Annotated in this window: 17 protein-coding genes and 3 tRNA genes; 15 read left to right on the forward strand and 5 right to left on the reverse strand. The window is 67.1% G+C overall.

Annotated features, from left to right (window positions below):
* The first annotated feature begins 80 nt into the window (after positions 1-80).
* The 7 genes from AC2D9V_RS13330 to AC2D9V_RS13360 all read left to right on the forward strand — a co-directional run bounded on the left by AC2D9V_RS13330 (position 81) and on the right by AC2D9V_RS13360 (position 10,364).
* A complete protein-coding gene (locus tag AC2D9V_RS13330) occupies positions 81-929 on the forward strand; it encodes an FAD binding domain-containing protein (RefSeq protein WP_484714581.1) in 849 nt (282 codons plus the stop codon).
* A complete protein-coding gene (locus AC2D9V_RS13335) occupies positions 926-3,595 on the forward strand; it encodes a molybdopterin-dependent oxidoreductase (protein WP_484714582.1) in 2,670 nt (889 codons plus the stop codon). Before AC2D9V_RS13330 ends, AC2D9V_RS13335 begins: the two co-directional genes overlap by 4 nt.
* Before the next feature lie 88 nt (positions 3,596-3,683).
* Entirely contained in the window at positions 3,684-5,114 is a 1,431-nt protein-coding gene (locus tag AC2D9V_RS13340) for a 6-hydroxynicotinate reductase (protein ID WP_484714583.1), read from the forward strand.
* The gene (locus AC2D9V_RS13345) at positions 5,105-5,953 is read left to right on the forward strand and encodes a UPF0280 family protein (protein WP_484714584.1); all 849 of its coding nucleotides are present in this window, start codon (positions 5,105-5,107) and stop codon (positions 5,951-5,953) included. The genes AC2D9V_RS13340 and AC2D9V_RS13345 overlap by 10 nt, the downstream gene beginning before the upstream one ends.
* On the forward strand, positions 5,946-6,527 hold the full coding sequence (locus AC2D9V_RS13350) for an amino acid synthesis family protein (RefSeq protein WP_484714585.1): 582 nt from the start codon (positions 5,946-5,948) through the stop codon (positions 6,525-6,527). Before AC2D9V_RS13345 ends, AC2D9V_RS13350 begins: the two co-directional genes overlap by 8 nt.
* Entirely contained in the window at positions 6,524-8,551 is a 2,028-nt protein-coding gene (locus AC2D9V_RS13355) for a hydantoinase/oxoprolinase family protein (protein WP_484714586.1), read from the forward strand. Before AC2D9V_RS13350 ends, AC2D9V_RS13355 begins: the two co-directional genes overlap by 4 nt.
* A 94-nt stretch (positions 8,552-8,645) precedes the next feature.
* Positions 8,646-10,364, forward strand: a complete 1,719-nt coding sequence (locus AC2D9V_RS13360; RefSeq protein ID WP_484714587.1) for a hydantoinase B/oxoprolinase family protein — start codon at positions 8,646-8,648, stop codon at positions 10,362-10,364.
* 32 nt (positions 10,365-10,396) lie between these two features.
* On the opposite strand, the gene AC2D9V_RS13365 is transcribed toward AC2D9V_RS13360, so the two are convergent.
* The 3 genes from AC2D9V_RS13365 to AC2D9V_RS13375 are packed head-to-tail and all read right to left on the reverse strand — an operon-like array spanning position 10,397 to position 15,549.
* Entirely contained in the window at positions 10,397-13,726 is a 3,330-nt protein-coding gene (locus AC2D9V_RS13365) for an efflux RND transporter permease subunit (RefSeq protein ID WP_484714588.1), read from the reverse strand.
* Positions 13,727-13,736: 10 nt separating this feature from the next.
* Positions 13,737-14,924 (reverse strand): efflux RND transporter periplasmic adaptor subunit, encoded by a 1,188-nt coding sequence (locus tag AC2D9V_RS13370; RefSeq protein WP_484714589.1) that lies wholly within the window; start codon positions 14,922-14,924, stop codon positions 13,737-13,739.
* A 7-nt stretch (positions 14,925-14,931) separates the two neighbouring features.
* Positions 14,932-15,549, reverse strand: a complete 618-nt coding sequence (locus AC2D9V_RS13375; protein ID WP_484714590.1) for a TetR/AcrR family transcriptional regulator — start codon at positions 15,547-15,549, stop codon at positions 14,932-14,934.
* Positions 15,550-15,717: 168 nt separating this feature from the next.
* On the opposite strand from AC2D9V_RS13375, the gene tgt reads away from it, so the two are divergent.
* From tgt to AC2D9V_RS13405, 6 genes are all read left to right on the forward strand, one after another.
* Positions 15,718-16,848, forward strand: coding sequence for a tRNA guanosine(34) transglycosylase Tgt (tgt, locus tag AC2D9V_RS13380; protein WP_484714591.1), 1,131 nt, complete (start codon positions 15,718-15,720; stop codon positions 16,846-16,848).
* A gap of 140 nt (positions 16,849-16,988) precedes the next feature.
* The gene (locus tag AC2D9V_RS13385) at positions 16,989-18,083 is read left to right on the forward strand and encodes an alkene reductase (protein WP_484714592.1); all 1,095 of its coding nucleotides are present in this window, start codon (positions 16,989-16,991) and stop codon (positions 18,081-18,083) included.
* A 197-nt stretch (positions 18,084-18,280) separates the two neighbouring features.
* Positions 18,281-20,677 (forward strand): endopeptidase La, encoded by a 2,397-nt coding sequence (gene lon / locus AC2D9V_RS13390; protein WP_484714593.1) that lies wholly within the window; start codon positions 18,281-18,283, stop codon positions 20,675-20,677.
* A gap of 127 nt (positions 20,678-20,804) precedes the next feature.
* On the forward strand, positions 20,805-21,254 hold the full coding sequence (locus tag AC2D9V_RS13395; protein ID WP_484714594.1) for a hypothetical protein: 450 nt from the start codon (positions 20,805-20,807) through the stop codon (positions 21,252-21,254).
* A 24-nt stretch (positions 21,255-21,278) separates the two neighbouring features.
* Positions 21,279-21,353 (forward strand) — tRNA-Val (locus AC2D9V_RS13400).
* 196 nt (positions 21,354-21,549) lie between these two features.
* Positions 21,550-21,625, forward strand: a tRNA-Val gene (locus AC2D9V_RS13405).
* A 7-nt stretch (positions 21,626-21,632) separates the two neighbouring features.
* On the opposite strand, the gene AC2D9V_RS13410 is transcribed toward AC2D9V_RS13405, so the two are convergent.
* A complete protein-coding gene (locus tag AC2D9V_RS13410; RefSeq protein WP_484714595.1) occupies positions 21,633-22,811 on the reverse strand; it encodes a hypothetical protein in 1,179 nt (392 codons plus the stop codon).
* The gene (locus AC2D9V_RS13415; protein ID WP_484714596.1) at positions 22,808-23,626 is read right to left on the reverse strand and encodes a hypothetical protein; all 819 of its coding nucleotides are present in this window, start codon (positions 23,624-23,626) and stop codon (positions 22,808-22,810) included. The genes AC2D9V_RS13410 and AC2D9V_RS13415 overlap by 4 nt, the downstream gene beginning before the upstream one ends.
* A gap of 165 nt (positions 23,627-23,791) precedes the next feature.
* Here AC2D9V_RS13415 and AC2D9V_RS13420 point away from each other — a divergent pair, with 165 nt between their 5' ends.
* Together AC2D9V_RS13420 and AC2D9V_RS13425 are read left to right on the forward strand one after the other, a co-directional pair.
* Positions 23,792-24,727 carry a pirin family protein gene (locus tag AC2D9V_RS13420; RefSeq protein WP_484714597.1) on the forward strand — a complete coding sequence of 312 codons (936 nt, stop codon included), beginning with the start codon at positions 23,792-23,794 and terminating at the stop codon, positions 24,725-24,727.
* A 90-nt stretch (positions 24,728-24,817) separates the two neighbouring features.
* A tRNA-Asp gene (locus tag AC2D9V_RS13425) sits at positions 24,818-24,894 on the forward strand.
* Positions 24,895-24,926 lie beyond the last annotated feature (32 nt).

The raw sequence follows: 24,926 nt of genomic DNA on the forward strand, positions 1-24,926 counted from the left end.
CGCCTGACTGTGCAAGGTTGTTGACAGGGGCCGGATGCGCCCCCAGTCTCGTTTCTATACAAACGATCCCGAGGGTGCCCGTGCCTATCCCCCGACCCGAGGCTTCCGCCTATGCCCGGCCTGCGACCCTGACCGAGGCGCTGGGGTTGCTGGGGCAGGGCGGTTGGCGGCTTCTGGCAGGCGGGACCGACTTGTATCCCGGCGCAGGGTCGCAGCTTTCCGGGCCGGTGCTTGATCTGACCGGGATTGCCGGGCTTGCGGCGATCACGGCAGAGGACGGCCTGAGAATTGGGGCCGCCACCTCCTGGGCGACGATTGCCGGGGCAGGCCTGCCCCCTGCGCTGGACGCGCTGCAACAGGCCGCCCGCCTTGTCGGTGGCCGGCAGGTGCAGGTCGCCGGGACCATCGGCGGCAATCTCTGCAACGCATCGCCCGCTGCCGATGGCGTGCCACCGCTTCTGGTCCTGGACGCCGAGGTCGAGCTTGCCTCAGCCGCGGGGACGCGGCGGCTGCGACTTGCCGACTTCCTCATCGGGCCACGGCGGACGGCGCTTTTGCCGGGTGAGGTGCTGGTGGCGGTTGTCATTCCTGAACGGGCGCTGGGTGGACGGTCTTCTTTCGTCAAGCTGGGGGCGCGGTCGCATCTGGTGATCTCGATCGCCATGGTCGCGGCGCGGCTGGAGGTGGAAGCGGGCACCGTGGCGGGGGCGGCGCTTGCGGTTGGCTCGTGCTCTGCGGTGGCGGTGCGGCTCCCGGCGGTCGAGGCAGCGCTGGTGGGCGCAGCGGTGGATGGGGTGGTGGAGCGCATACAGGCGGAGGATGTGGCGGCGGCGCTGTCGCCGATCGACGATGTGCGCGGAACGGCCGGCTATCGCGAGGATGCGGCGGTGGAACTGGTGCGCCGCTCGGTGGCGGGGGCGCTGGCATGATCGCCTTCACCCTGAACGGCGCATCTGTCTCGGTTGAGGCCCCGCCGACCGAGCGGCTGTCCGAGACGCTGCGCGAAAGGCTGGGGAAGGTCGGCACCAAGGTCGGCTGCGACGCGGGTGATTGCGGGGCCTGCACCGTGCTTCTGGATGGCGAAGCGGTCTGCGCCTGCCTGACGCCCGCTGCGCGGGTCGAAGGGCGGGCGGTGACAACGGTAGAGGGCGAGACGCCCGAGCTGACCCGCCTCCGCGCTTCGTTCCTCGCGCATGGTGCCGCGCAATGCGGCATCTGCACGCCGGGGATGCTGATGACGGCGGCGGAGCTTCTGGCGGTGACCCCGCAGCCCTCGGCCGATCAGGTGGAGACGGCGCTTGGCGGAGTTCTCTGCCGCTGTACGGGATACCGCAGCATCATCGCTGCCGTGGTGGCGGCGGGGCACGGGCTGGCGGCGCCGGTCACCGAAGGCCCGGTCGGGGCGCCGGTGCAACGCCTGGACGGGGCGGCCAAGGTGGCGGGTGACAGTTTCGGGGCCGACGAATGGCCCGAAGGCGCGCTGGTGGTGAAGGCGGTGCGCTCGCCCCATCCCCATGCGGCCTTTGTCCTGGGCGACCTCCGTCAGTTCCGCGCCCGGCCCGGTGTCGCCGCGGTGCTGACCGCCGCCGACATCCCCGGGCGCAACGCGTTTTCCGTGATCCCGCCCTTTGCCGACCAGCCGGCCATTGCCGCCTCGCCCGCCCGGTTCCGGGGTGAATGCGTGGCGCTGGTCGCCTTCGAGCCGGGTGCCGAGCCCGACCTTTCCGGCTTCCCCGTCGACTGGACCCCGCTGCCCGCGCTGGCCAGCCCCGATGAGGCCGAGGCTGGTCCCCTGATCCACCCCTCCCGCCCCGGCAATCTTCTGGTCGAGGGGCGGGTGAAGAAGGGTGACGTCGCCGCCGCGCTGGCCGCATCGGCCCATGTCGTCGAAGGCACCATGACCACCGCCTTCATTGAACACGCCTATATCGAACCCGAGGCCGGCGCGGCCTGGATGGAAGGTGACACGCTTGTCATCCGCGCCTGCACCCAGGCGCCGGGAATGGACCGCGAGGATACCGCCGCGATCCTTGGGCTGCCGATGGAGCAGGTGCGGATCATCCCTTCCGCCGTCGGGGGTGGTTTCGGGTCGAAACTCGACATCTCCTTGCAGCCCCTGATCGGCCTTGTGACGCTGAAGACCGGGCGGCCCTGCCGCATGACATACACACGCCAGGAAAGCATGACCTCGACCACCAAGCGTCACCCGGCCGAGATGCGGGGACGGATCGGTTGCGACGGGGAGGGCCGGATCACCGGGGTGGAGTTCGAGGGGCGCTTCAACACCGGCGCGTACTCAAGCTGGGGGCCGACGGTCGCAAACCGCGTGCCGGTGCATGTCTCCGGCCCCTACCGCACGCCCAACATCACGGCAAAGGCGCGCGCGATCCATACGCACGGTCCGGTTTCCGGCGCGTTCCGGGGGTTCGGTGTGCCGCAAGGGGCGCTCTGGCAGGAAACGCTCTACGACAGGCTGGCGGAAAAGGCAGGCATCGACCGGTTGCAGTTCCGCCTTATCAACGCACTCCGCGACGGCGACGCTTCGGCGACCGGCCAGACCCTGCGGGCGGTCGGCATCCATGATTGCCTGACGGCGCTGAAACCCCATTGGACCCGCGCGCTCGCCGAGGCAAAGGGCAAGCGGGGCCGGGGCGTCGGCGTCGCCTCCTGCTGGTATGGCTGCGGCAACACCGCACTCCCCAACCCCTCCACCATCCGCATCGGCCTGTCGCACAAGGGCGAGGTGATCCTTCACCAGGGCGCGACCGACATCGGCCAGGGCTCGAATACCGTGATCGCCCAGATCGCCGCCGAGGCGCTGGGGCTGCCGCTCGCTTCTTTCCGCCTGATCGGTCCCGATACCGCCCTGACGCCCGACGCGGGCAAGACCTCGGCCAGCCGGCAGACCTATGTCTCGGGCCGTGCGGCCAAGGCGGCGGCCGAGGCTTTGCGCGGCGCCATCCTGCTCCGCGCCAATGCTGGCGAGGGCGCGACCCTCGCGCTCGACGGCGATGCGGTCATCGTTACCGACAGGGGCACCCACGCCCGCATCGACCTTGCCGCACTTCCGCCCGACCGCTTCGGCCATGCGCTGTCGGCCGAGGAAACCTACGACCCACCCACCACGCGTCTCGATGCCGACGGGCAGGGTGCCCCCTATGCCGTCTACGGTTACGGCGCGCAGATGGTTGAACTGGAGGTGGACGCAGCACTCGGCACCGTGCGCCTCCTGAAGATCACCGCCGCCCATGACCTCGGTCGCGTCATCAACCCCACGCTCGCCCGCGGCCAGATCGAGGGCGGCATCGCGCAAGGGATCGGCCTTGCGCTGATGGAGGAATACCTTCCCGGCCGGACCGAGAACCTGCACGACTACCTGATCCCCACCTTCGGCGACGTGCCGCCCGTGGAAAGCCTGCTGATCGAGGTGCCCGACCCCGAGGGCCCCTTTGGCGCCAAGGGCCTTGGCGAGCACGTCCTGATCCCCACCGCCCCCGCGATCCTCAATGCGATTGCCCATGCGACCGGGGCCGTGATCTCCCGCGTTCCGGCACTTCCGCATCGCATTCTTGCGGAAATGGAGCGTGACCGATGATCACCCACTGCCTCCATTCTTCGTCTTCAAATATCCCGGGGTTCCGGGGGCTGGCCCCCGGTCCGACGCCGGCCGGAAGGCGCACGCCATGACCGACGCGCCCGAAAAGATCCGCTGCGATGCCTGCCCGGTGATGTGCTACATCGCCCCCGGCCAGACCGGGGCCTGCGACCGCTATGCCAATGCGGATGGCCGGATCGTCCGCACCGATCCTGTGGTGATGCTGTCCCATACGGTCGAGGCCGGGGGGCGCGTCGTCCCCTTTGCAGCGCGCGACTGGGACGGCTCGCCCGTGCCGGCCGATGCCTTTGTGACCGGAATCGGCTCGGGCACCACCTACCCGGACTACAAGCCCGCGCCCTTCATCGTCTCGGCGCAGGTCGACGGGGCCGACATGGTGACCGTGGTGACCGAGGCGATCTTTTCCTATGCCGGGGTCAAGGTGAAGATCGACACCGACCGCTTCCTTGGCCCGCAAGGCGCCGTGGTCCGTGTTGATGGCGAGCCCATCGGCCATGTCACGACTGCCGAATACGGCAGCCAGATGCTCAGCCTTGGCGGCGTCCACCACCTCACCGGCGGCGGCAAGGCCGAGGGCCGGGTGACCTGCGCCGCCCTTCTTGCCTTGTGCAATGGCGAGGCGGTGGAGGTGACGATTGACGGAGGCTCCACGGTCGTGGTGCAGGCCGGTGCCGCCCCGATCGTCGATGGAGTGCCGGAACGCCGGATGCGGGTCGGCTGCGGGTCGGCCACCATCGGGATGTTTGCCATCCAGTGGCAGGGGCTGGTGGACGAGGTGGTGGTGGTCGACGACCACATCACCGGCGTGGTCAGTGAGCACCAGGCGGGCAAGGTGATCGGCTGGCAGCCGACCGGGATCAGGATCAAGGGCCACCGCTCCACCCCCGGGCGCTATTTCCGCGTCTCGGAACCCGGACTCGGCTGGGGCGGCACGCGGCTGACCGACCCGCTGGAAATCCTGGGCGAGTGGAACCCGAAGAAGGGCGCGCGACCGGGGCTGACGCTGCTGATGGTCTCCACCACTGGCGAGGAATATGCCTACTATGTCCTTGATGACGACCTGCGTCCGGTCCCGCGCCCCTTGCCGGAAAACCTGAAGAAGACCGTCGAACTTATTGACGAGAATTGCGAACCTTCGCTTTGTACTGTCCTGTTCGTCGGCGGGGCGGGCGGCAGTCTGCGGGCGGGCGTTGCGAAGAACCCGGTCAGGCTGACGCGCGCGGTGCAGGGCGGGGTGACGCGGCTGACCGCTGGTGGGGCCGAGACCTATGTCTGGCCCGGCGGCGGGATCACCTTCATGGTCGATGTCACCCGCCTGCCACCGGGTGCCTTCGGCTATGTCCCGACGCCGGCGCTTGTCGCGCCCCTCGAATTCACCATGCCCCGCGCCGATTACCTGGCGATGGGCGGGCATGAGGACGCGATCCGCACGCTGGATGAGGCGGTGGCTGAGGGTGGCGAGTATCCAACCGAGGCGAAGGTGCGGCCATGGCCCTGATCCACCCGCGTCCCTCCGGTGCCATGGTCGCGCGCCTGCCCGACGGGCGGCTTCACCTCCAGCACGGGCCGATCGACATCGTGGCCGGGGCTTTCGGTCCGCCTGCGGCGATCAGGGCGGCCCATGCCCGTGCCGCCACGCGGTTTGACACGATACTCGAGGAACTGGTCGCCGAGCTTCCCGCCTTGCGCGCGGTGGATGCAGACCTGCATGGAACCGTCGCCCGCCGCATGGGCGCGGCGGTCGCGCCCTTCCGTCCGGCCTTCATCACGCCCATGGCCGCAGTCGCCGGTGCCGTTGCGGAAGAGGTTCTGGCCGCCCTGACCGGGCCCGGCATTACCCGTGCCTATGCCAACAACGGGGGTGACATCGCGCTTTGGCTCGGCCCCGGGGAAAGCCTGACCTGTGCCCTGGCCGCGACCGGGGCGGTGGACCGCGTGACCCTTTGCCATGCCGACCCGGTGCGCGGGATTGCCACCTCCGGCTGGCGCGGCCGCAGCTTTTCGCTTGGCATCGCCGATGCGGTCACGGTGCTGGCCCGGACCGCCGCGATGGCTGATGCGGCGGCGACGATGATCGCCAACGCGGTCGACCTGCCCCACCCCGGCATCCGCCGCCGCCCCGCGCGTGACATCCAGTGCGACAGCGACCTTGGCGACCGGCTCGTCACCTGCGACGTGCCGCCGCTGACCGCCCGGGAGCGGGCGCAGGCGCTTGAGGCCGGACTTGCCGCGGCAAGGGCCTTTCAGGCGCGCGGGCTGATTGATGGGGCGGCGCTTTTCCTGCAGGGTGAGGCCAGGTTCACCGGCCGCTCGGCACCAGAGGTGACAGATGACTGAATTCGCCATCCGAAAGATCGTTACCCAGGTCGAGGAGATACGGCACGAGGGCGGCCCGCCGGTCTCGCCGCCCCCGGTGCGGGGTGCGATCTATGCGATCTGCAGGAACCCCTTTGCCGGGCGCTACGAGCCTGACCTCCAGCCGGCGATGGAGCTTCTGAAGCCCCTCGCGCTGGACCTGACCGACCGTCTGGTCGCCGCCCTTGGCGGACGGACGGGCATCGACGCCTATGGCAAGGGCGCCATAGTGGGCGAGGGGGGCGAGGCCGAACATGGCGCGCTCTGGCATGTCGCGGGCGGCTACGGGATGCGCGACCGGCTGGGGGACTGCCGGGCCATCGTGCCATCGGCGATGAAGGTTGGGGGCATGGGGGCGACGCTGGATGTGCCGCTCGGCCATCTCAACGCGGCCTATGTCCGGTCAAGGTTCGACGTCATCACCGTCGCTTCGGCCGACGGGCCGCGCTCCGGTGAGGTCCTCTTTGCGCTGGCCATCGCGCGCGGGGGCAGGGTCCACAGCCGGATGGGAGGGCTTGAAGTCGACCAGGTCAAGGGCGAGGACGGGTTGCGGTGAGCCGGAACCGGGGCCTTGTCGCCGGTGTCGACGTCGGCGGCACCTTCACCGATCTCGTGGTCTTCGATCCTGCCTCGGGCGCGGTGCGGCTAGCCAAGGTGCCGACCACGCTGCCGAACCAAGCGGGTGGCGTGCTGGCGGCCTTCGACGCGGCGGGGGCCGATCTTTCCGGGATCGACCTCATCGTTCACGGCACGACGACGACGACGAACGCCGTTCTGGAACGGCGGCTTGCCAAGACCGGCCTTGTCACCACTATGGGCTTCCGCGACGTGCTGGAACTTGGCCGCCGCACCCGCCCGCAGGCATATGGTATGCACGGGTCCTTCACGCCGGTGATCCCCCGTGACCTTCGGCTGGAGGTGCCCGAACGCATGGATGCCCGGGGCAGGGTGCTGACCCCGCTGGACGAAGACGCCTTCCGCGATGCCGTGATCCGCCTCCGCGACGCAGGCTGCGAGGCGCTGGTGATCCACTTTCTCCACGCCTATGCCAACCCTGCCCATGAGCAGCGCGCGGGCGAAATCGCGCGAGACCTCTGGCCGAACCGCTACATCACCCTTGGCCACGCGCTCCTGTCGGAATCGCGGGAATACGAACGGGGGGTGACCGCAGCTGTCAACGCCTCGGTCCAGCCGCTTCTGGAACGCTATGTCGCCCGCCTTGCCGACCAGCTGGCCCAGCGGGGCTATCCGCGCGACCTTCTGGTGATGAACGGCAACGGCGGCATGGTCTCGGCCCGCGACGTGGGGCGCGAGGCGGTCAAGACCGTGATGTCCGGCCCCGCCTCGGGCGTGATGGCGGCGGTTGCGACGGGCCGCAGGGCGGGAATGCCGAGCCTTCTGACCTATGACATGGGCGGCACCTCGACCGATGTGGCGATGATCCGCGGCGGCATCGCGCCGGTCTCGAACGAGATCGAGGTCGAATATGCCATGCCGATCCACGTCCCCATGGTGGACGTCCGCACTGTCGGGGCAGGGGGCGGTTCGATCGCCCGGATCGACGCAGGCGGCATGCTGCGGGTCGGGCCGGAAAGTGCCGGCTCCACCCCCGGACCAATCTGCTACGGGCGCGGCGGGAGCCGGGTCACGATTTCGGACGCGAACCTGATCCTTGGCCGCCTGCCGGCCAGCCGCTTCGGCACGGCCGCCGAAGCCGCGCATCAGGCGATGGCGGACCAGATCGCGAGACCCCTTGGCCTCACCGTCGAAGCGGCTGCCGAGGCCGTCATCCGTATCGCCAACACCCATATGGCCGGGGCGATCCGCATGGTCTCGATCTCCATGGGTGCGGACCCGCGCGACTTCGCGCTTTTTGCCTTCGGGGGAGCAGGGCCGCTCCACGCCGTGGCGCTGGCGCGCGAGCTGAACGTGCCGCGCGTCCTTGTCCCCGCCCGCCCGGGCACCACCAACGCGCTCGGCTGCGTGGTCGCCGACCTTCGCCACGACTTCGTCCGCACCCTCAACCGCCCGCTCGACACGGTGGAGATGGCGGATGTCCACGGGGTCCTCGCCACGCAAGAGGCCGAGGGGCGCCGCCTGATCGGGGCCGAGAAGATCGCGCTGACCACCACCCGCGCCGAGTATTCTGCCGACATGCAGTTCATCGGCCAGACCCACCTCCTGCGCGTGCCACTGCCGTCGGCCACACCCAGCCGCGACGACCTCCAGCGCCTTTTCGAGGCCGCCTATCACGCCCGCTTCCGCGTCGATCTGCCGACAATCCGCGCGAACCTGGTGAACCTCAACGTCTCGGTGATCGGCGAACGCCCGGCGCTCGACCTTTCCCGCCTGATCGACCCCGCGGGCCGCAAGCCAAAGCCCGCGCCTTCCGAAAGCCGCCGGGTCTGGTTCGATGGCTGGCACGACACTCCGGTCTATTGGCGCGACCACCTGCCGCTGGACCTTGCCCTTACCGGCCCCGCGATCATCGAACAGATGGATACCACCATCGTCATCGACCCCGGCGCGCGGGTGACCTGCGACGCCGACGGCAACCTGATCGTGGAGGTCGCCCCATGACCCCGCTCTTCGCCTCCCTGCGGTCGCTCATCGCTGCCCTCGTCCCACGAAGAGCAAGCGCCAGCGCTGCGATGAGCCGTTCGGGAGCGCAGGAATGATCGACCCCGTCACCCTTGCCGTCATCCAGGCCGGCCTGCAGCAGGTCTGCGACGAGATGGACCTCACCTTCTCGCGCGCCGCATTCTCCCCGGTGATCGCCGAGGCCGACGACCGGTCGGACGGCATCTATTCCGCCACCGACGGCAGCCTGATCGCCCAAGGCTCGAAGGGCCTGCCGGTCTTCGTCGGCGTCATGCAGTTCTCCACCCGCACGATCCTGGAACGCATTGCGCAAGGCCTGACCGCCGCGCCCGAACCCGGTGACATCTACATCGTCAACGACCCCTACCTTGGCGGCACGCATCTGATGGATGTCCGCTTCGCCATGCCGGTCTGGCGGGACGGGGCGATCTTCTGCTGGCTTTCCAACACCGGACACTGGCCCGATACCGGGGGGGCGGTGCCGGGCGGCTTTTCCGCCAGTGCCATCAGCGCCGAACAGGAGGGCCTGCGCCTGCCGCCGGTGAAGCTGTTCAAGAAGGGCGTCCTCGACCAGGAGATCTACCAGATCATCTGCTCGAACATCCGCGTTTCGGAACAACGGATCGGCGACGTCAAGGCCCAGGCCTCGGCCCTCCTCGTCGGGGCCGAGCGGCTTGCGGCGCTCCTTGATCGCTACGGCGACGCGACAGTGACCGAGGCCATCGCGGAAATGCGCCGCCTGGCCGCCCGGCAGATGCGGGCCATGATCGACCTAATCCCCGCCGGCACCTACCGCGCCACGGCCATCGTCGACAGCGACGGGGTGGTGAACCAGCCCCTGACCATTGCGCTTGCGGTCACGAAGGGCACCGAGGGCCTGACCTTCGACTTCGCCGGCACCTCGCCCCCGTGCATGGGCCCGATGAACTCGGTCCGCGCCACCACGCTTTCCGCCGTCTACCTCGCCATGCGCCACATCTTCCCCGATGTCCCGATCAGCGCCGGGGCCTTCGAGCCGCTGACCGTGACCGGCATCGAAGGCACCTTCCTTGACGCCCATTATCCGCGCCCCGTTTCCGGCTGCGCGGCCGAGGTCAGCCAGCGCATCGCCGAGGCGGTCTCTGCCGCACTGGTGCAGGCCATCCCGACCCATGTCACCGCCGCTCCCGCAGGAACCTCCGGCAACTTCGGGCTGGGCGGGCACGATCCCGAACGGGGGCGGGATTACGTGATGTACCAGATTTCGGGCGGCGGCTACGGCGGGTTCGCGGGGGGCGACGGCATCTCGAACGGCTGTTCGACCATCGGCATCTCGAAAGCCCCCCCGGTCGAGATCATGGAGCAGACCTATCCGGTCCTCTACCGCCGCTATGCCTTGCACGAAGGCTCGGGTGGGGCAGGGCAGCACCGGGGCGGCTTCGGCCTCGATTACGAGATCGAGCTTCTTCGCGGCGAGGCGCGCGCCAGTTTCGTGATGGACCACGGACGGGTCGGCCCGCAGGGGGCGCTTGGCGGGAAGGACGGCGCGGTCAACCGGGTCGAGGTGATCCGGGACGGCGTCACGCTGGTTCCCGAGCATCTCTCCAAGGCGCAGGACATCGCGCTGAAGCCGGGCGACCGGGTCCGGGTCCGCACTCCGGGAGGTGGCGGTTATGGCCCTGCCGCCGCACGCGATCCGGCGCTGGTGGCCGAGGACGTGCGACTCGGCCGCTATTCCGTGGCCGAGGCAGCCCGCCTCTGGCCGGTTTCAGAAAAGGAAAAGCCGGAACCCCTGAGCAAGGGTCCCGGCTGATCGTTGCGCAAGATCGTCTCTGCGGTTCCCGTCTATTCCGCCGCCAGTGGCGTGCCTTTGCGACCGCTGGCCGCCGCCTCCAGCGCCGCAAGTCGCGCCTGCAAAAGGGCCATGTCCTCGTTGCCCTTGGCGATCCGCTCGGCCAGGACATGCGCCTCGGGGGCTTCCGGCTCGGGTTCCTTCTTGCCGATGAAGCGGCCCAGGACCCAGCCGAAAAGGCGCGAGACATCGTCCATGACCAGGTACATCGACGGCACGACCACAAGGCTCAGGACCGTCGAGACGATGATCCCGCCCATCACCGCGATCGCCATCGGCGCGCGGAAAGCACCGCCTTCGCCAACCCCGAGCGCAGAGGGCAGCATCCCCGCCGACATCGCGATCGAGGTCATCACCACGGGCCGCGCCCGCTTGTGCCCGGCCTCGATCACCGCCGCGATCCGCTTCATGCCGCGCGCCCGCATCTCGATGGCAAAGTCGATCAGCAGGATCGCGTTCTTCGCCACGATCCCCATCAGCATCAGGATGCCGATCAGCACGGGCATAGAGAGGGGGTTCTGCGTCAGGATCAGCGCCGCCGCCACCCCGCCGACCGACAGGAGCAGCGAGAAGATGATCGTGATCGGCTGCAGCACCGACCGGAACAAGAGGATCAGCACGAACATCATCAGAAGGACGCCCAGCACCATCGCGTTGACGAAGCTGCCGACGAGTTCCGCCTGCACCTCTGCATCACCGGACGGGGAAAGCTGCACCGTGGCGGGCAGGTTCAGCGTCGGGATGATCTCGTTGAACCGGGCCGTCGCCTGGTCCAGCACGAAGCCCGGCGCGATGTCGGCCCCGATCGTCGCCACGCGCTGACGGTTCAGGCGTTTCACCACCGACGGACCTTCGGCCACCTCGATCGTCGCGACCGCCGACAGGGGCACCGGGCCGCTTGCCGTCTGGATCTTCAGCGCCGAGATGCGGGCCAGGTTGTCGCGCGAGGCTTCCTCAAGCTGCACCCGGATCGGCACCAGCCGATTGTCGATGCTCAGCTTGCCAAGTGCCGCCGAGACGTCGCCGATGGTGGCGACCCGGACAACCGTCGCGATCTGCTGGACGGTGACGCCCAGCCGCGCGGCCTCTTCGGCCTTGGGCGTGATCTGGATCTCGGGACGGGGCAGCGAGGCCTCGGCCGAGGGGGCGACCAGCATCGGCTCGTCGCGCAGCGCCTCTTCGATCTTCTGCACGGCAAGGTTCAGGTCGTTCTCATCCGAGGACAGGATGTCGAAGCTGAACGGACGCGAGCCGCCGCCCGGACCGCCCACCTTGAAGGCGCGCACGTCGGGCACCTGCCGGATCGCCGCGAAGACCTCGGTCTCGATGTCGGCCTGCGGGCGGATGCGGCCCTTGAGCGGCGCTTCCGGCAGCAGGGGCCCGATCAGCGGGATCTGCTGGCCAAGGTCGGAAAGCTTCCGCCCCAGCCCGTTGTCCAGCCGGTCGAGGATCACCGTGAAAGAGGCGCGGCGCACGTCGCGGTCACCCAGCGGGGTCGATCCGCCCACGACCAGAACCGATTTCACCCCGTCGATGTCCGCCACTGCCTGACGCATCGCCTCGGTCGTGGCATCGGTGTCCTGCAGCGTGCTTCCCGGCGGCAGTTCCACCGACACGATGATCCTGCTTTCGTCTTCGGGCGGGAAGAGGCTTCCCGGCACCGCCAGCATCGCCTGGACCGAGAAGATCACCACGATAATCGCGGCCACCAGCGTCGCATAATAGCTCGGGAACCCCAGCCAGGGCCAACGCTTCGACCGCCAGACCTTCGTCGTCATCCGCACCAGCGCAAGGTAGCCGCGCATGATGAACCCATCCTGCTGATGCCCCTCGTCATGCCCCACCGCATCCTTTGCGCGCATCCAGTAGGCCGCCATCATCGGCGTGATCAGGCGCGCCACGGCCAGCGAGAACAGGACCGCTATCGCCACCGTCAGGCCGAACTGCATGAAGTACTGCCCCGGGATCCCCGGCATGAAACTGACCGGCACGAAGACCGCGACGATGGTGAAGCTGGTCGCAATGACCGCAAGGCCGATCTCGTCCGCGGCATCGATCGCGGCCCGGTAGGGCGTCTTGCCCATCCGGATGTGCCGGGCGATGTTCTCGATCTCCACGATCGCGTCATCGACCAGGATGCCCGTCGCCAGCGTCAGCGCAAGGAAGCTGACAAGGTTCAGCGAGAAGCCGAGCAGGTCCATGATCCAGAAGGTCGGCACAGCGGAAAGGGGCAGCGCCACCGCCGCGATCAGCGTTGCGCGCCAGTTCCGCAGGAAGGCGAGCACGACGAGCACCGCGAGGAGTGCGCCCTCCAGCAGCGTGTGGATCGCCGCCTCGTAGTTGCCATAGGTGTAGAAAACGGAATCGTCGATCAGGGTGATCGCGACATTGGGATGCGCCGCGCGCAGGTCCTCGACCACCCCCCGCGTCAGCTCGGCCACGCTGACCTCGGACGCCCCCTTGGCGCGGAAGACAAGGAAGCTTACCCCCTCGTCCCCGTCGATCCGGGTGAAGCTCTTCAGCTCTTCATAGCTGTCGATCACCAGGCCCAGGTCGGAAAGGCGCACAAACTGGCCCGAGGGCAGCGCGATGGTCGTGGCCGCCAGCATTTCGACCGTGCCGCTGTCGCCCAGCGTGCGGATCACCTGCTCGCCGGTGCCAAGGCTGATCTTGCCCGCGCCGAGGTTGGTGTTCGTCGCCGCGATCTGGGAGCTGATCGCCTGTGCGGTCACGCCGTAGCTGTCCAGCTTGATGGGATCAAGCTCGACCCGGATCTCGCGGTCAGCGCCACCGATGCGGGTCACGCGGCCGATGCCGGGCTTGCCCTGCAGGGCGCGGGTGATGGTGTCGTCGACGAACCAGCTGATCTCTTCCATCGTCATGTCGGGGGCCGACACGGCAAAGGTCATGATCGCCTGGCCTTCCACGTCGATGCGGCTGACGATCGGGGCCTCGATCCCGCCGGGCAGGTCGCCCCGGATCTGGTCCACCGCGTCCTTCACATCCTGCACCGCCTTGTCGGTCGGCACTTCCATCCGGAATTCAACCACCGTGGTCGAAAGCCCGTCGGTCACGGTCGAGGTGACACGCTTGACGCCGGTGATGCCGGCGACGGCATCCTCGATCTCCTTGGTGACCTGCGTCTCCATCTCGGCCGGGGCGGCACCCGACTGGCTGACGCTCACCGCGACCAGCGGCACGTCGATGTTCGGAAACCGCGTGATCGGCAGGTTGTTGAAGCTTTGCCAGCCCAGGAGCATCAAGAGGAAGAAGGCCAGCAGGGGGGCGACCGGATTGCGGATCGACCAGGCGGAAAAGTTCATGGCACGCCCCTCAGTTCGTGTTGCCTGCGGCAAGCACCGGATTGATCCGGTCGCCCGCCCGGACAAAGGCGCCGGCCTTCGTCACCACCTGATCGCCCGCCGAAAGTCCTTCCAGAATCTCGACATAGGCACCTTCGCGGATGCCGATCCTGACCGGCACGCGCTCGACCACGCCGTCCACAACCCGCAGCACCGAAATCCCGTCCGCCGAGGCGGCAAGCGCGGTTAGCGGCACGGCAAGACCGTCACGCTCGGCCACGGTGATCTCGGCCTCGACGAACATGCCCGACCGCAGCGCCGCCTCGTCGTCGATCTCGATCCGGGCCCGGCCCAGCCGCGAGGTCGGGTTGATCGTCGGCTCGACCAGGCGCACATGGCCCGTCAGAACATCCGACATGCCCACGGCGCGAAGCTTGGCCGGCTGGTTCTCATCAAGGCGAAGCACATCGGCCTCCGCCACGTCGGCCCGCAGCTCCAGCTCACCGTCGCGGACGATCACGAACATCGGCTCGCCCGCTGCGGTGGCCACGGCCCCGATCTTTGCGTTCCGGGCAATGATCTTGCCGGAGACCGGGGCCTTCACCTCGGTCCGGCTCAGCTGCAGCTGGATGTTTTCCAGCCGCGCTTCGGCCAGCGCCAGTTGCGCCCGCGCCGCTTCCAGGCCCTCCATGGCAACGGTCACCCGCGCGGCGGCCGAGGTGGCCGCAGCGGCCGCATTGTCCAGCTGCGCCTGCGGGGCCGTTCCCTGCTCGCGCAGCTTCTCGGTCCGCTCGGCGACCCGGCGCGCCTCAGCCTCGGCAGCCTCGGCCTCGACCAGCTGCGCTTCGCCTTGCGCGATCCCCGCCCGGGCCGAGGCCAGCGAAGCGACCGCTTCGGTTTCCTGCAATTCCAGCGTCGAGCGCGACAGGGTGGCAAGCACCTGATCCTTGGCCACCGTGTCGCCGACATCCGCCAGCAACGACTCGAGCGGCTGGCCTTCGATCAGGGGGGCGACCTGCACCTCCTCGACGGCGGCGATCAGGCCCGAGGTCAGCACCCGGTCGGTCATCTTGCGTTGCACGACCTCCGAGACGGTGATCGCCGGCAGGTTCTGAACCACCGGGGTTGCGGCGGCGGCGTCCTCTTCGGCACGCAGGGCGGGCGCGGGAAGCGCAAGGCCCAGGGCAGCGGCAAGGATCAGGATCGGGGTCGGGCGCATGGTGCGGTCAGCCTTTTGCAATGTCGTTCGAAATGTCGGTCAGGATGCGGTCCACAACGGCGACCACCTGGGCTTCCAGGCCGGGCTTGGCCGGGCCAAGCTGCGCCGTCCGCATCGCCACGGCCTTCACCAGCATCACCAGAAGCTGGCACTGGCCCTCATAGCGCTGCAAGGCCTCGGCCTCGCTGCGCCGTGTCACCCGGGCGAAAATGGCGCAGAGAAAACGCGAGATGCGGTCCTCCATCTCGACCGAGGCGGCGCCGATCTCGGGCTTCCGCATGGCGGCCGCGGTGATCTCGGCCCACAACTGGCCGTCCTTGATGCCTTCTTCCCCGAAATGCATCAGGATCCGTTCACGCAGCGCCGCCATTGGTTTGTCGGACGACTGGATCTCAGCGAATTCGCTCTGGATTTCGGCGAGGTCGTAGCTGCACATCGCCTGCACAATCGCGGCCTTTGACGGGAAGTACCGGTAGAAGTTGCCAACGCTCATCCCCGCTGCCCGGGCCAGATCCTGCATCGAAGCCCCGTCGAATCCCTTCTCGGCAAAGGCCTGCCGGATCGAGGCGAGGATCTCGAGACCGCGCTCTTCTGCGGCAGGGGTGGGGAAGGGGACACCGGACATGGGTTGGCTCTACTGGGAATGAACGTTCATTCACCCAATTAGATGACCCGGCGGAAAGGTCAAGAGAAATGATGTGCGCTAACTCCGAAACAGATGTGCACAACCGCCGGGTGCTTGGCTTTTGCGCTGATTTAGCCCAAAGCGTCGGCAGACAAGGGGCTGACGGACATGGCGACGGGTTTCCACTTCACGGTTTCGGCAACCGACGGGCGCGCGCGCACCGGGGCGATCAAGACCCCGCGGGGCGAGATCCGCACCCCCGCCTTCATGCCGGTGGGCACCGCTGCCACCGTGAAGGCGATGCTGCCCGAAAGTGTCCGCGCCACTGGGGCCGACATCCTTCTGGGCAACACCTACCACCTCATGCTGCGCCCGACCGCCGAGCGCATCGCGGCGCTTGGCGGCCTGCACCGCTTCATGAACTGGAGCCGGCCGATCCTGACCGATAGCGGCGGGTTCCAGGTCATGTCGCTTGGCCCCCTGCGCAAGGTGACCGAGGAAGGCGTGCGCTTCTCCTCGCATCTCGACGGCTCGAAACACATGCTTTCCCCCGAACGCAGCATGGAAATCCAGCGCCTGCTCGGGTCCGACATCGTGATGGCCTTCGATGAATGCCCGGCCCTTCCCGCCGACGATGCCGAGGTCGCCCGCGCCATGCGCCTGTCCATGCGCTGGGCGCAGCGCAGCCGCGACGCTTTCGGCGACCGGCCCGGCCACGCGCTTTTCGGGATCATGCAGGGCGGCGTCACCCGCGAGCTCCGCGAGGAATCGGCCGAGGCTCTGAAGACGATCGGCTTTGACGGCTATGCCGTCGGCGGCCTTGCGGTGGGCGAGGGGCAAGAGGCGATGTTCGGCGTCCTCGACTATGCGCCGGGCCTCCTGCCGGCCGATAAGCCCCGCTACCTGATGGGCGTGGGCAAGCCCGACGACATCGTGGGGGCCGTGGAACGCGGCATCGACATGATGGATTGCGTGCTCCCCTCCCGTTCAGGCCGCACCGGCCAGGCCTGGACGGCACGCGGTCAGGTGAACCTGCGCAACGCCCGCCATAAGGACGACCCGCGTCCCTTGGAAGACGGCTGCCAGTGCCCCGCCTGCACTGGTTACTCCCGCGCCTACCTGCACCATGTGGTGAAAGCGGACGAGATCATCGGCTCGATGCTCCTGACCTGGCACAACCTGCACTACTACCAGGTGCTGATGCAGGGGCTGAGGGATGCGATTGCCGAAGGACAGCTCGCGGCCTTCGTGGCCGACTTTCATGCGCTCCGGTCCGAAGGCGATGTCGAGCCGCTTTGAGACCGGCCTGACCAGGTTGCCAAGGGCCTCCGTGAACCGGACCATGTGCGGAAATGCATAGCGGACAGGCGCTTGCCGCAGGTTGTGACTGCTTCAGTCGTCGTTAACTTGACAGCCATTCACCACCGAAGGACGCCCCGATGACCGAAGCCCTCTTCACCCCTTTCGCCCTTGGCGACATTGCCGTGAAAAACCGCATCGTCATGGCACCACTGACCCGCAACCGGGCCCGGCCTGAAGATGACACCCCCTATGACATTCACGTCGAATACTACGCCCAGCGCGCTGGCGCGGGCCTTATCATCACCGAAGGCACGCAGATTTCCCCGGAAGGGAAGGGCTATGCCTGGACCCCGGGCATCTATTCCGACGCCCAGGTGGCTGGGTGGAAAGAGGTCACCGACGCCGTCCACGCCAGAGGCGGCAGGATAGCGGCCCAGCTTTGGCATGTCGGCCGGGTCAGCCATACCTCGCTCCAGGTCGCCGGCGCAGCGCCGGTCGCCCCTTCGGCGATCGGCGCTGCCTCCAAGACCTTCGACGGCACGGGCTTCGTCGAAACCTCCGTCCCCCGCGCGCTTGCGCTCGATGAGATCCCGCGCGTGATCGAGGATTACCGTCGCGCTGCCCGCAACGCCGCTGCCGCAGGCTTCGACGGGGTCGAGATCCATGCCGCCAACGGCTATCTTATCGACCAGTTCCTGCGCGACACTTCCAATACTCGGACGGACGCCTATGGCGGGCCGGTCGAAAACCGTGTCCGCTTCCTGAAGGAAGTCGTCGCAGCGGTCACCGAAATCCTCGGGCCGGGCCGGGTTGGCGTGCGCCTCAGCCCGTTCTCCAACGCCAACAATGTCGGGATCGACAGCGACACCATTGCCACCTTTGGCGCGGCGATCGACGTGCTGAATGACGCGGGCGTTGCCTTCCTGCACATGGTCGAAGGCCAGACCGGCGGCCCGCGCGAATGGCCGGCCGGCGCGCTCGAGGCGCTGCGTGACCGCTTCAGGGGTGCCTATATCGCCAACAACGGATACACCCGTGACACGGCGGTTGCGGCGGTTGCGTCGGGCAATGTCGACCTCGTGGCCTTCGGAAAGCTCTATATTTCCAACCCCGACCTTGCAGAGCGGCTGGCGGCTGGCGCGCCTCTCAATCCCTTGCCGACATCGGGCCTCTACGGGGGCGGGCGAGAAGGTTACACCGACTACCCCACGCTTGCCGAGGTCGCGGCCTGAGGAAGTATCGGCACGCGTCCGATTGGCGCGTGCCGTTTTCCCATCTTGCAGCCGCCTGCGGGCAGGTTCAGACTGCCCTTCCTTGGTCACGCTTGAATCCGTCTGACGGCGTGCACAAGTTAACACATCCAACGGCGGAGCGAGCCGGGTTGCCGATGGTCGGGACCCCGCAGGCTGCCGCGAACGAAGGAACCGAAATGAGCACCCAAAGCTACCCCGTCCTGCCGCTCCGCGACATCGTGGTCTTCCCCCACATGATCGTGCCCCTCTTCGTCGGACGCGAGAAATCGGTCCGGGCGCTGGAAGAGGTGATGCAGGATGACAAGCAGATTCTTCTGTCCTCGCAGAAGGATCCCACGATCGACGATCCCGCCGCCGATGGGATCTACCGCGTGGGCGTCCTTGCCAATGTGCTGCAGCTTCTGAAGCTGCCTGACGGCACGGTGAAAGTGCTGGTCGAAGGCAAGTCGCGTGTGAAGATCACCGGCTTCATCGAAAACCCCGCCTTCTTCGAGGCGACTGTCGATCCGCTGACCGAAACCGAAGGTGACCGTGCCGCGGTCGAGGCGCTGGTGCGCGCGGTCGGTGAAGAGTTCGACCGCTACTCGAAGGTCCGCAAGAATATCCCCGAAGAGGCGCTTGCCGCCGTCTCGGACACCCGCGATCCCGCGCGCCTCGCCGACCTCGTCGCCGGCCACCTTGGCGTGGACGTTGGCCAGAAGCAGGCGATCCTCGAAACCCTCGACATCGCAGAGCGGCTGGAAAAGGTCTACGGCCACATGCAGGGCGAACTTTCCGTCCTTCAGGTCGAGAAGAAGATCAAGTCCCGCGTCAAGACCCAGATGGAGAAGACGCAGCGCGAGTACTACCTGAATGAACAGATGAAAGCCATTCAGAAGGAACTCGGCGATGGCGAAGACGGCCAGAACGAGGTCGCCGAGCTTGAGGCCCGCATTGCCAAGACCAAGCTCTCGAAAGAGGCCCGCGAAAAGGCCGAGGCCGAGATCAAAAAGCTGAAGTCGATGTCCCCGATGTCGGCCGAGGCGACGGTCGTGCGCAACTACCTCGACTGGCTTTTGGGCGTGCCCTGGGGCGTGAAGTCCAAGGTCAAGAAGGACCTGCCGGCGGCACAGAAGGTGCTCGACGCCGACCACTTCGGCCTGGAAAAGGTCAAGGAGCGGATCGTCGAATACCTGGCTGTGCAGGCGCGGTCGCAGAAGCTCAAGGGCCCGATCCTCTGCCTCGTCGGCCCCCCGGGCGTCGGCAAGACCTCGCTCGGCCGCTCGGTCGCGAAAGCAACGGGGCGTGAATTCATCCGCATTTCGCTTGGCGGCGTGCGCGACGAATCCGAAATCCGCGGTCACCGCCGGACCTATATCGGCTCTATGCCCGGCAAGATCATCCAGAACCTGAAGAAGGCCAAGACCACCAACCCGCTGATCCTGCTGGACGAAATCGACAAGATGGGCCAGGACTTCCGGGGCGACCCGGCGTCGGCGCTGCTCGAGGTCCTGGACCCCGAACAGAACAACACCTTCGTCGACCACTATCTCGAGGTCGAATACGACCTGTCGAACGTGATGTTCATCACCACGTCGAACAGCTACAACATGCCCGGGCCTTTGCTCGACCGGATGGAGATCATCCCTCTGGCCGGCTACACCGAGGATGAAAAGCGCGAGATCGCCAAGGGCCACCTCCTGCCGAAGCAGATCGCCGCGAACGGGCTGAAGAAGGGCGAATTCAGCGTCTCGGACGACGCGCTGAACCACGTCATCCGCTACTACACGCGCGAAGCGGGCGTGCGGAATCTCGAACGCGAGATCGCGAAACTGGCCCGCAAGGCCGTGACCGAGATCCTGAAGGGCAAGACCAAGTCGGTTTCGGTCGATCCCGCCAAGGTCGAGGAATACCTTGGCGTCCAGCGTCACCGCTATGGTCTCGCCGAGAAGGAAGACCAGGTCGGCGTGGTCACCGGCCTTGCCTGGACCTCCGTGGGCGGCGACCTGCTGCACATCGAGGCGCTGAAACTGCCCGGCAAGGGGCGGATGAAGACGACCGGGAAACTGGGCGACGTGATGAAGGAATCGATCGACGCGGCGGCTTCCTACGTCCGTTCGATCAGCCCGCAGATCGGTGTGAAGCCGCCCAAGTTCGATACGATCGACATCCACGTCCACGTCCCCGACGGCGCCACGCCGAAGGACGGGCCGTCGGCGGGCCTTGCGATGGTCACCTCCATCGTCTCGGTCCTGACCGGTATCCCGGTCCGGAAGGACATCGCCATGACGGGTGAGGTCTCCCTGCGCGGCAATGCGATGCCCATCGGCGGTCTGAAGGAAAAACTGCTTGCCGCCCTCCGTGGCGGGATCAAGACGGTCTTCATTCCGGAAGAGAATGCCAAGGACCTCGCGGAAATCCCCGCGAACGTGAAGGAGGGGCTGACGATCATCCCCGTCTCCCACGTGCGTGAGGTGCTGGCCCAGGCCCTTGTCCGCCAGCCCGAGCCCGTGGAGTGGGATGAAGCCGCCGAAGAGGCGGCAGCGGCAGCCCGCGCGGCGCAGATCCCGCCGCCCGCGCAGACCGCGCACTGACGAAAGACCAAGGCGTGCCCCTCCGGCGCGCCTTTTTCTGACGCCTGTGTTCGGCGGAATGTCTCTGGCCGCGATCCCATAGCGGCGATATCGTTTCCGCGACGTAACCCAGCCAGAAGCAGGATCCATGGCCCCGAACGCCCCGAAACCGACCGCTGCGAAACAAGCCCGCGCACCGAAGGCCGAAAAGCCGGCCAAGGCAGAAAAGCCCGCCCGCAGCCCGAAGGCCCCAAAGCCCAAGGCCGCAGCGGCTGCCGTCGTTGCACCCTCCGCCAAGCCCGAAAAGGCCGAGCCGAGGAAGGCCGCCGCCGCGGTCGAGACGATCAAGATCCGCAATCTCGTCGATACCGTCGCTGCCGCCACCGGTGCGAAGAAGCCGGATGCGAAGAAATCGGTCGAGGCAGTCCTTTCTGCGCTTGGTGAAGGGCTGGTCGCAAGGTCGGTCTTCGTGGTCCCGCCCTTGGGCAAGCTCAGGGTGGCCAAGTCGAACGGCCCGGTCCTGACGCTGAAACTGCGGCTTGCCGACAGCGCCCGCGCCGCCGGATTGGCCCTTGCAGATGATGACGAGGATAGCTAAAAGCCCCGGCAACCGAGAAGTTTCGGGCGATTAGCTCAGCGGTAGAGCGCTTCGTTCACATCGAAGATGTCAGCGGTTCAAATCCGTTATCGCCCACCATTCTGCAGGAAGCGCGCTCCAACCCCGGGGCGCGTTTTCGCTTTCGGCGGGCACGATCCTTCTGCGAAGGATCGAAGCCGGCTGTCTTGGCAAGCGGCTGCAATTGAACCCTGACCTGATCCTTCGCAGAAGGATCCTGGCGCTTTGCGCAGCCTTGCCAATGCGGGGGCAGGCGGTATATGCCACCCGTCGGGCCGGGCGGTTAGCTCAGTTGGTAGAGCGTCTCGTTTACACCGAGAATGTCGGGGGTTCGAGTCCCTCACCGCCCACCACTTCTGGTCATGCCAGCATTATCGCCAGGGCTTCGGATGCGGCCTTCGCCTGTTCTGCCGTCTCGCTGATGACAAAGCCGGTGATTAGTGACAAGCCAACGGCTGCCGGCAACTCGGCGGCATCTCCAAGCCGCGTCGGGATGAAGCTGCCTTCAGACACCGGGGCGGCCAGACGCTCCAGCGCCTCCGGCATCGGCAGCGGAGTGGACAAGTTGAAGGACAACGAAACGCCGGCCCCGGTGCGGTCAACTGCACTTTGGTGCAAGAGGACCTGCGCTGTCGATGAGTTCAAGCGGAAGTTCGGATCGAAGGCGATGATCCTCCCGTCGCGGACCAGACCAATATCCATACCAGCCGGGCCACGGTAGCCCTTGGCTTGGGCCACCCGACCGGCATGGCTCGCGATCTCCAGCACCTTGTCCGGCGGTGCCTGCCCAGGATCGATCAGGCTGCCGGATTGCCGGCCGACGGCAGAAAACAGCTGCAGGGCCGCGCCCGGCACCTCGACGTTATCGTCAGTGATCACCATACAGACGCACCAGCAGCGCAGGACGTCCTCGGCGGTCTCTACGGCGACTGTCCTGACACCCATCTGTGCGAGTTCTGCCACGGCGCGCCGCAACTCTGCCCCGGTCAGGCATTGGCGCACTGCAAAGCCCCATCCGGTCGGTTCGGGCCCGGCATGCTTGACAAAGACCGGCCCGGTGAAGGGCAGGGCCGCCGCCTCTTCTATGGACAGGATGCTGCGCTGTGCCAGATGTTCGGACGGCACCAGTTCGGCTAGCCCATCCTTCCGGTTCAGTCGCTCGTAAAGCGCCGTCGGGACAACCTGGCCGGCCTCGGGCAGAAGTCCCGGCTGAAAGGGATAGGCAGCGACGATCCGGTGACCCTCGTCCACAAGGCGTAGCGCAATCGCACGGGCCTCGGCTTCGGTGCGATAGATCAGCGTCCGTTCCGACAGCTCGATTCCGGCACGCCGGAACAGCGCCCTTATGCCGTCCGTCGCAACGCAGGCGTGCCGGACGGCCGGTCGCGTGCCCATAAAGCCTGTCATCATCCCTGTGATCATGTCGGTCAGCACCGGCCGGAAACCCAAGAGGCGCAACAATCCGATATCAGGCCGGGCGGCCCAAGCCGCATCGGCGGGCCAAAAGCGGTCGGGTGAAACGGCCGGGGTCAGCGTCATCGCAGAAAGCCCTCCACAGCTTCAGACAGCATGATCGTGCGCGGCGTTTCACGCTCGCCCGAAAGGGTGGGCGTCTTGTTTGCGTCGAACAGCACCGCCTCGCCGTCCCGTATAACATAGTCGAACTTGCCGAAGTCGAACCGAAACTCCTCGCGGCGGGCGCGGATGGTGGGGGGCGGCTCCGCATCGAAATCGTACCGCACCATCGTGCCTGTCTTTACCAGGGGGTCGGTCGCCCAAAGGCGATACCCATAACCCGCCTCGCCGAAGAATTGCCACCCGCGCAGGCAGAACAGGTCACCGTGCCGTTCGGGAAGAAAGCGTTCGACCACCAGGTCCTTCCTCCGCCAGACCCAGCCGGGAACGGAGCGCAGGCGGGGCAGGATGGGGTAGCTACCAGACGGCAACCGACGCGCCAGCGACCACGAACGGCGGGCCAGCGCAAGGTGCAATTTGTGCCGCCACTTCAACGGCAAACCCTTCTCCTCAGGCCGTCCGAAGTGATTGGCATCCGTCTTGATGATAACCGGGCCGTCCCACTCGGCATCAGGATGCAACAGGTTGGTCGAAATCCGGCGCTTGGATATGTCGGTCACATGCCGGTTCAAGACCCGCTGTCCTGCCGGAGCCTGAGCCACGAGGTCTGCAGGGACGCAGGTGAGATCTATGTGAAGCAGGCAAAGATCTGCTTCGACTGCGAAGTCACCTGTGATCGTAACCTGATGTCCAGAGCGCTGCCAGAAGCGCGAAAGGGTCGCGACCAGGTAAGACTGAGCCAGATGCCCGGGCCGATGCAGGATATGAATATGCGCCACGAACAGTCCGGCCCGATTGGTATGCCCTTTTGTGGTGCCTTTTTTGCGTCATATCAAGACGTTTGATTGTTCACTCGCGCACGATCGGACTTCCTGAACGCCCGTTGGCACAAGATGCCGTCACACGTAGGCTACCGGCAGAAATCCTGCAAAGGAAAGCCCCCCATGTGGAACCCGCTTCTCGACGCCTCCATCCCGATCGGTGACGCCGTCGACGCGATCGAAACCGTCATCGTCCCCCGAGCCCGCGACCTTGGCGGCTTTGAGGTGCGCCGCGCGCTGCCCTCGGCCCAGCGGCAGATGGTCGGCCCCTTCATCTTCTTCGACCAGATGGGCCCGGCCGAGTTCCTGACGGGGCAGGGCATTGACGTCCGCCCCCACCCGCACATCGGCCTTGGCACCGTGACCTACCTGATGAAGGGGCGGCTCCATCACCGCGACAGCCTTGGCACCGACCAGTGGATCGAACCGGGTGCCGTGAACTGGATGGTGGCAGGGCAGGGGATCACCCATTCCGAACGCACTGATGGCGAGGCGCGGAAAGCGCCCCTCTCGATGTTCGGCCTCCAGACCTGGCTCGCCCTGCCGAAATCGCGTGAGGATGATGCGGCGGCCTTCGTCCATGTCCCCCGGACCACGCTTCCCGAACTGGAAGGTGAGGGGAAGGAGGTCCGCCTCATCCTCGGTACCGCCTGGGGCGAAACCGTGCCCCTGCAGATGCCGTCCGAGGTCTTCTATGCCGACGCCCGCCTCGCCCCCGGCGCGGCGATCCCCCTGCCGGACAATCACGAGGACCGCGGGGTCTATATCCTCGACGGCCAGGTCACCACCGGCGGCCAGACCTTTGAACCCGGCCGGATGCTCGTCTTCCGTCCCGGCGACCGCGTGTCGGTCAAGGCGGGCGATGCAGGCGCGCGGATCATGCTCCTCGGCGGGGCCACGATGGACGGCCCGCGCTTCATCTGGTGGAACTTCGTCGCCTCGTCAAAGGACCGGATCGAGGCCGCGAAAGAGGCCTGGCGGGCAGGGGACTGGCAGCACGGCCGCTTCAGGCTCCCCCCCGACGACAACCAGGAATTCATCCCGGCACCCGAACGCTGAACGGGGACCGGGAATCTGCAAAGGGGCCATTGACGCCGCCCGACCCCTTGCGTAAGAGGTCCCTCGTCCGGGGCAACCCGGTCGGGATGCGCGGTGGTAGCTCAGTCGGTTAGAGTACCGGCCTGTCACGCCGGGGGTCGCGGGTTCGAGCCCCGTCCACCGCGCCAGCCCCGACCAGACGGCCCTTCGGGCGGATCGC

Source organism: Tabrizicola sp. T46, assembly GCF_057219895.1.

Coding starts and splice junctions, on each gene's coding strand:
- AC2D9V_RS13350 (WP_484714585.1), top strand. CDS start 5,946: ATGACTGAATTCGCCATCCGAAAGATCGTTACCCAGGTCGAGGAGATA.
- AC2D9V_RS13365 (WP_484714588.1), bottom strand. CDS start 13,726: ATGAACTTTTCCGCCTGGTCGATCCGCAATCCGGTCGCCCCCCTGCTG.
- lon (WP_484714593.1), top strand. CDS start 18,281: ATGAGCACCCAAAGCTACCCCGTCCTGCCGCTCCGCGACATCGTGGTC.
- AC2D9V_RS13345 (WP_484714584.1), top strand. CDS start 5,105: ATGGCCCTGATCCACCCGCGTCCCTCCGGTGCCATGGTCGCGCGCCTG.
- AC2D9V_RS13335 (WP_484714582.1), top strand. CDS start 926: ATGATCGCCTTCACCCTGAACGGCGCATCTGTCTCGGTTGAGGCCCCG.
- AC2D9V_RS13385 (WP_484714592.1), top strand. CDS start 16,989: ATGACCGAAGCCCTCTTCACCCCTTTCGCCCTTGGCGACATTGCCGTG.
- AC2D9V_RS13410 (WP_484714595.1), bottom strand. CDS start 22,811: ATGACGCTGACCCCGGCCGTTTCACCCGACCGCTTTTGGCCCGCCGAT.
- AC2D9V_RS13370 (WP_484714589.1), bottom strand. CDS start 14,924: ATGCGCCCGACCCCGATCCTGATCCTTGCCGCTGCCCTGGGCCTTGCG.
- AC2D9V_RS13360 (WP_484714587.1), top strand. CDS start 8,646: ATGATCGACCCCGTCACCCTTGCCGTCATCCAGGCCGGCCTGCAGCAG.
- tgt (WP_484714591.1), top strand. CDS start 15,718: ATGGCGACGGGTTTCCACTTCACGGTTTCGGCAACCGACGGGCGCGCG.
- AC2D9V_RS13375 (WP_484714590.1), bottom strand. CDS start 15,549: ATGTCCGGTGTCCCCTTCCCCACCCCTGCCGCAGAAGAGCGCGGTCTC.
- AC2D9V_RS13395 (WP_484714594.1), top strand. CDS start 20,805: ATGGCCCCGAACGCCCCGAAACCGACCGCTGCGAAACAAGCCCGCGCA.
- AC2D9V_RS13420 (WP_484714597.1), top strand. CDS start 23,792: ATGTGGAACCCGCTTCTCGACGCCTCCATCCCGATCGGTGACGCCGTC.
- AC2D9V_RS13340 (WP_484714583.1), top strand. CDS start 3,684: ATGACCGACGCGCCCGAAAAGATCCGCTGCGATGCCTGCCCGGTGATG.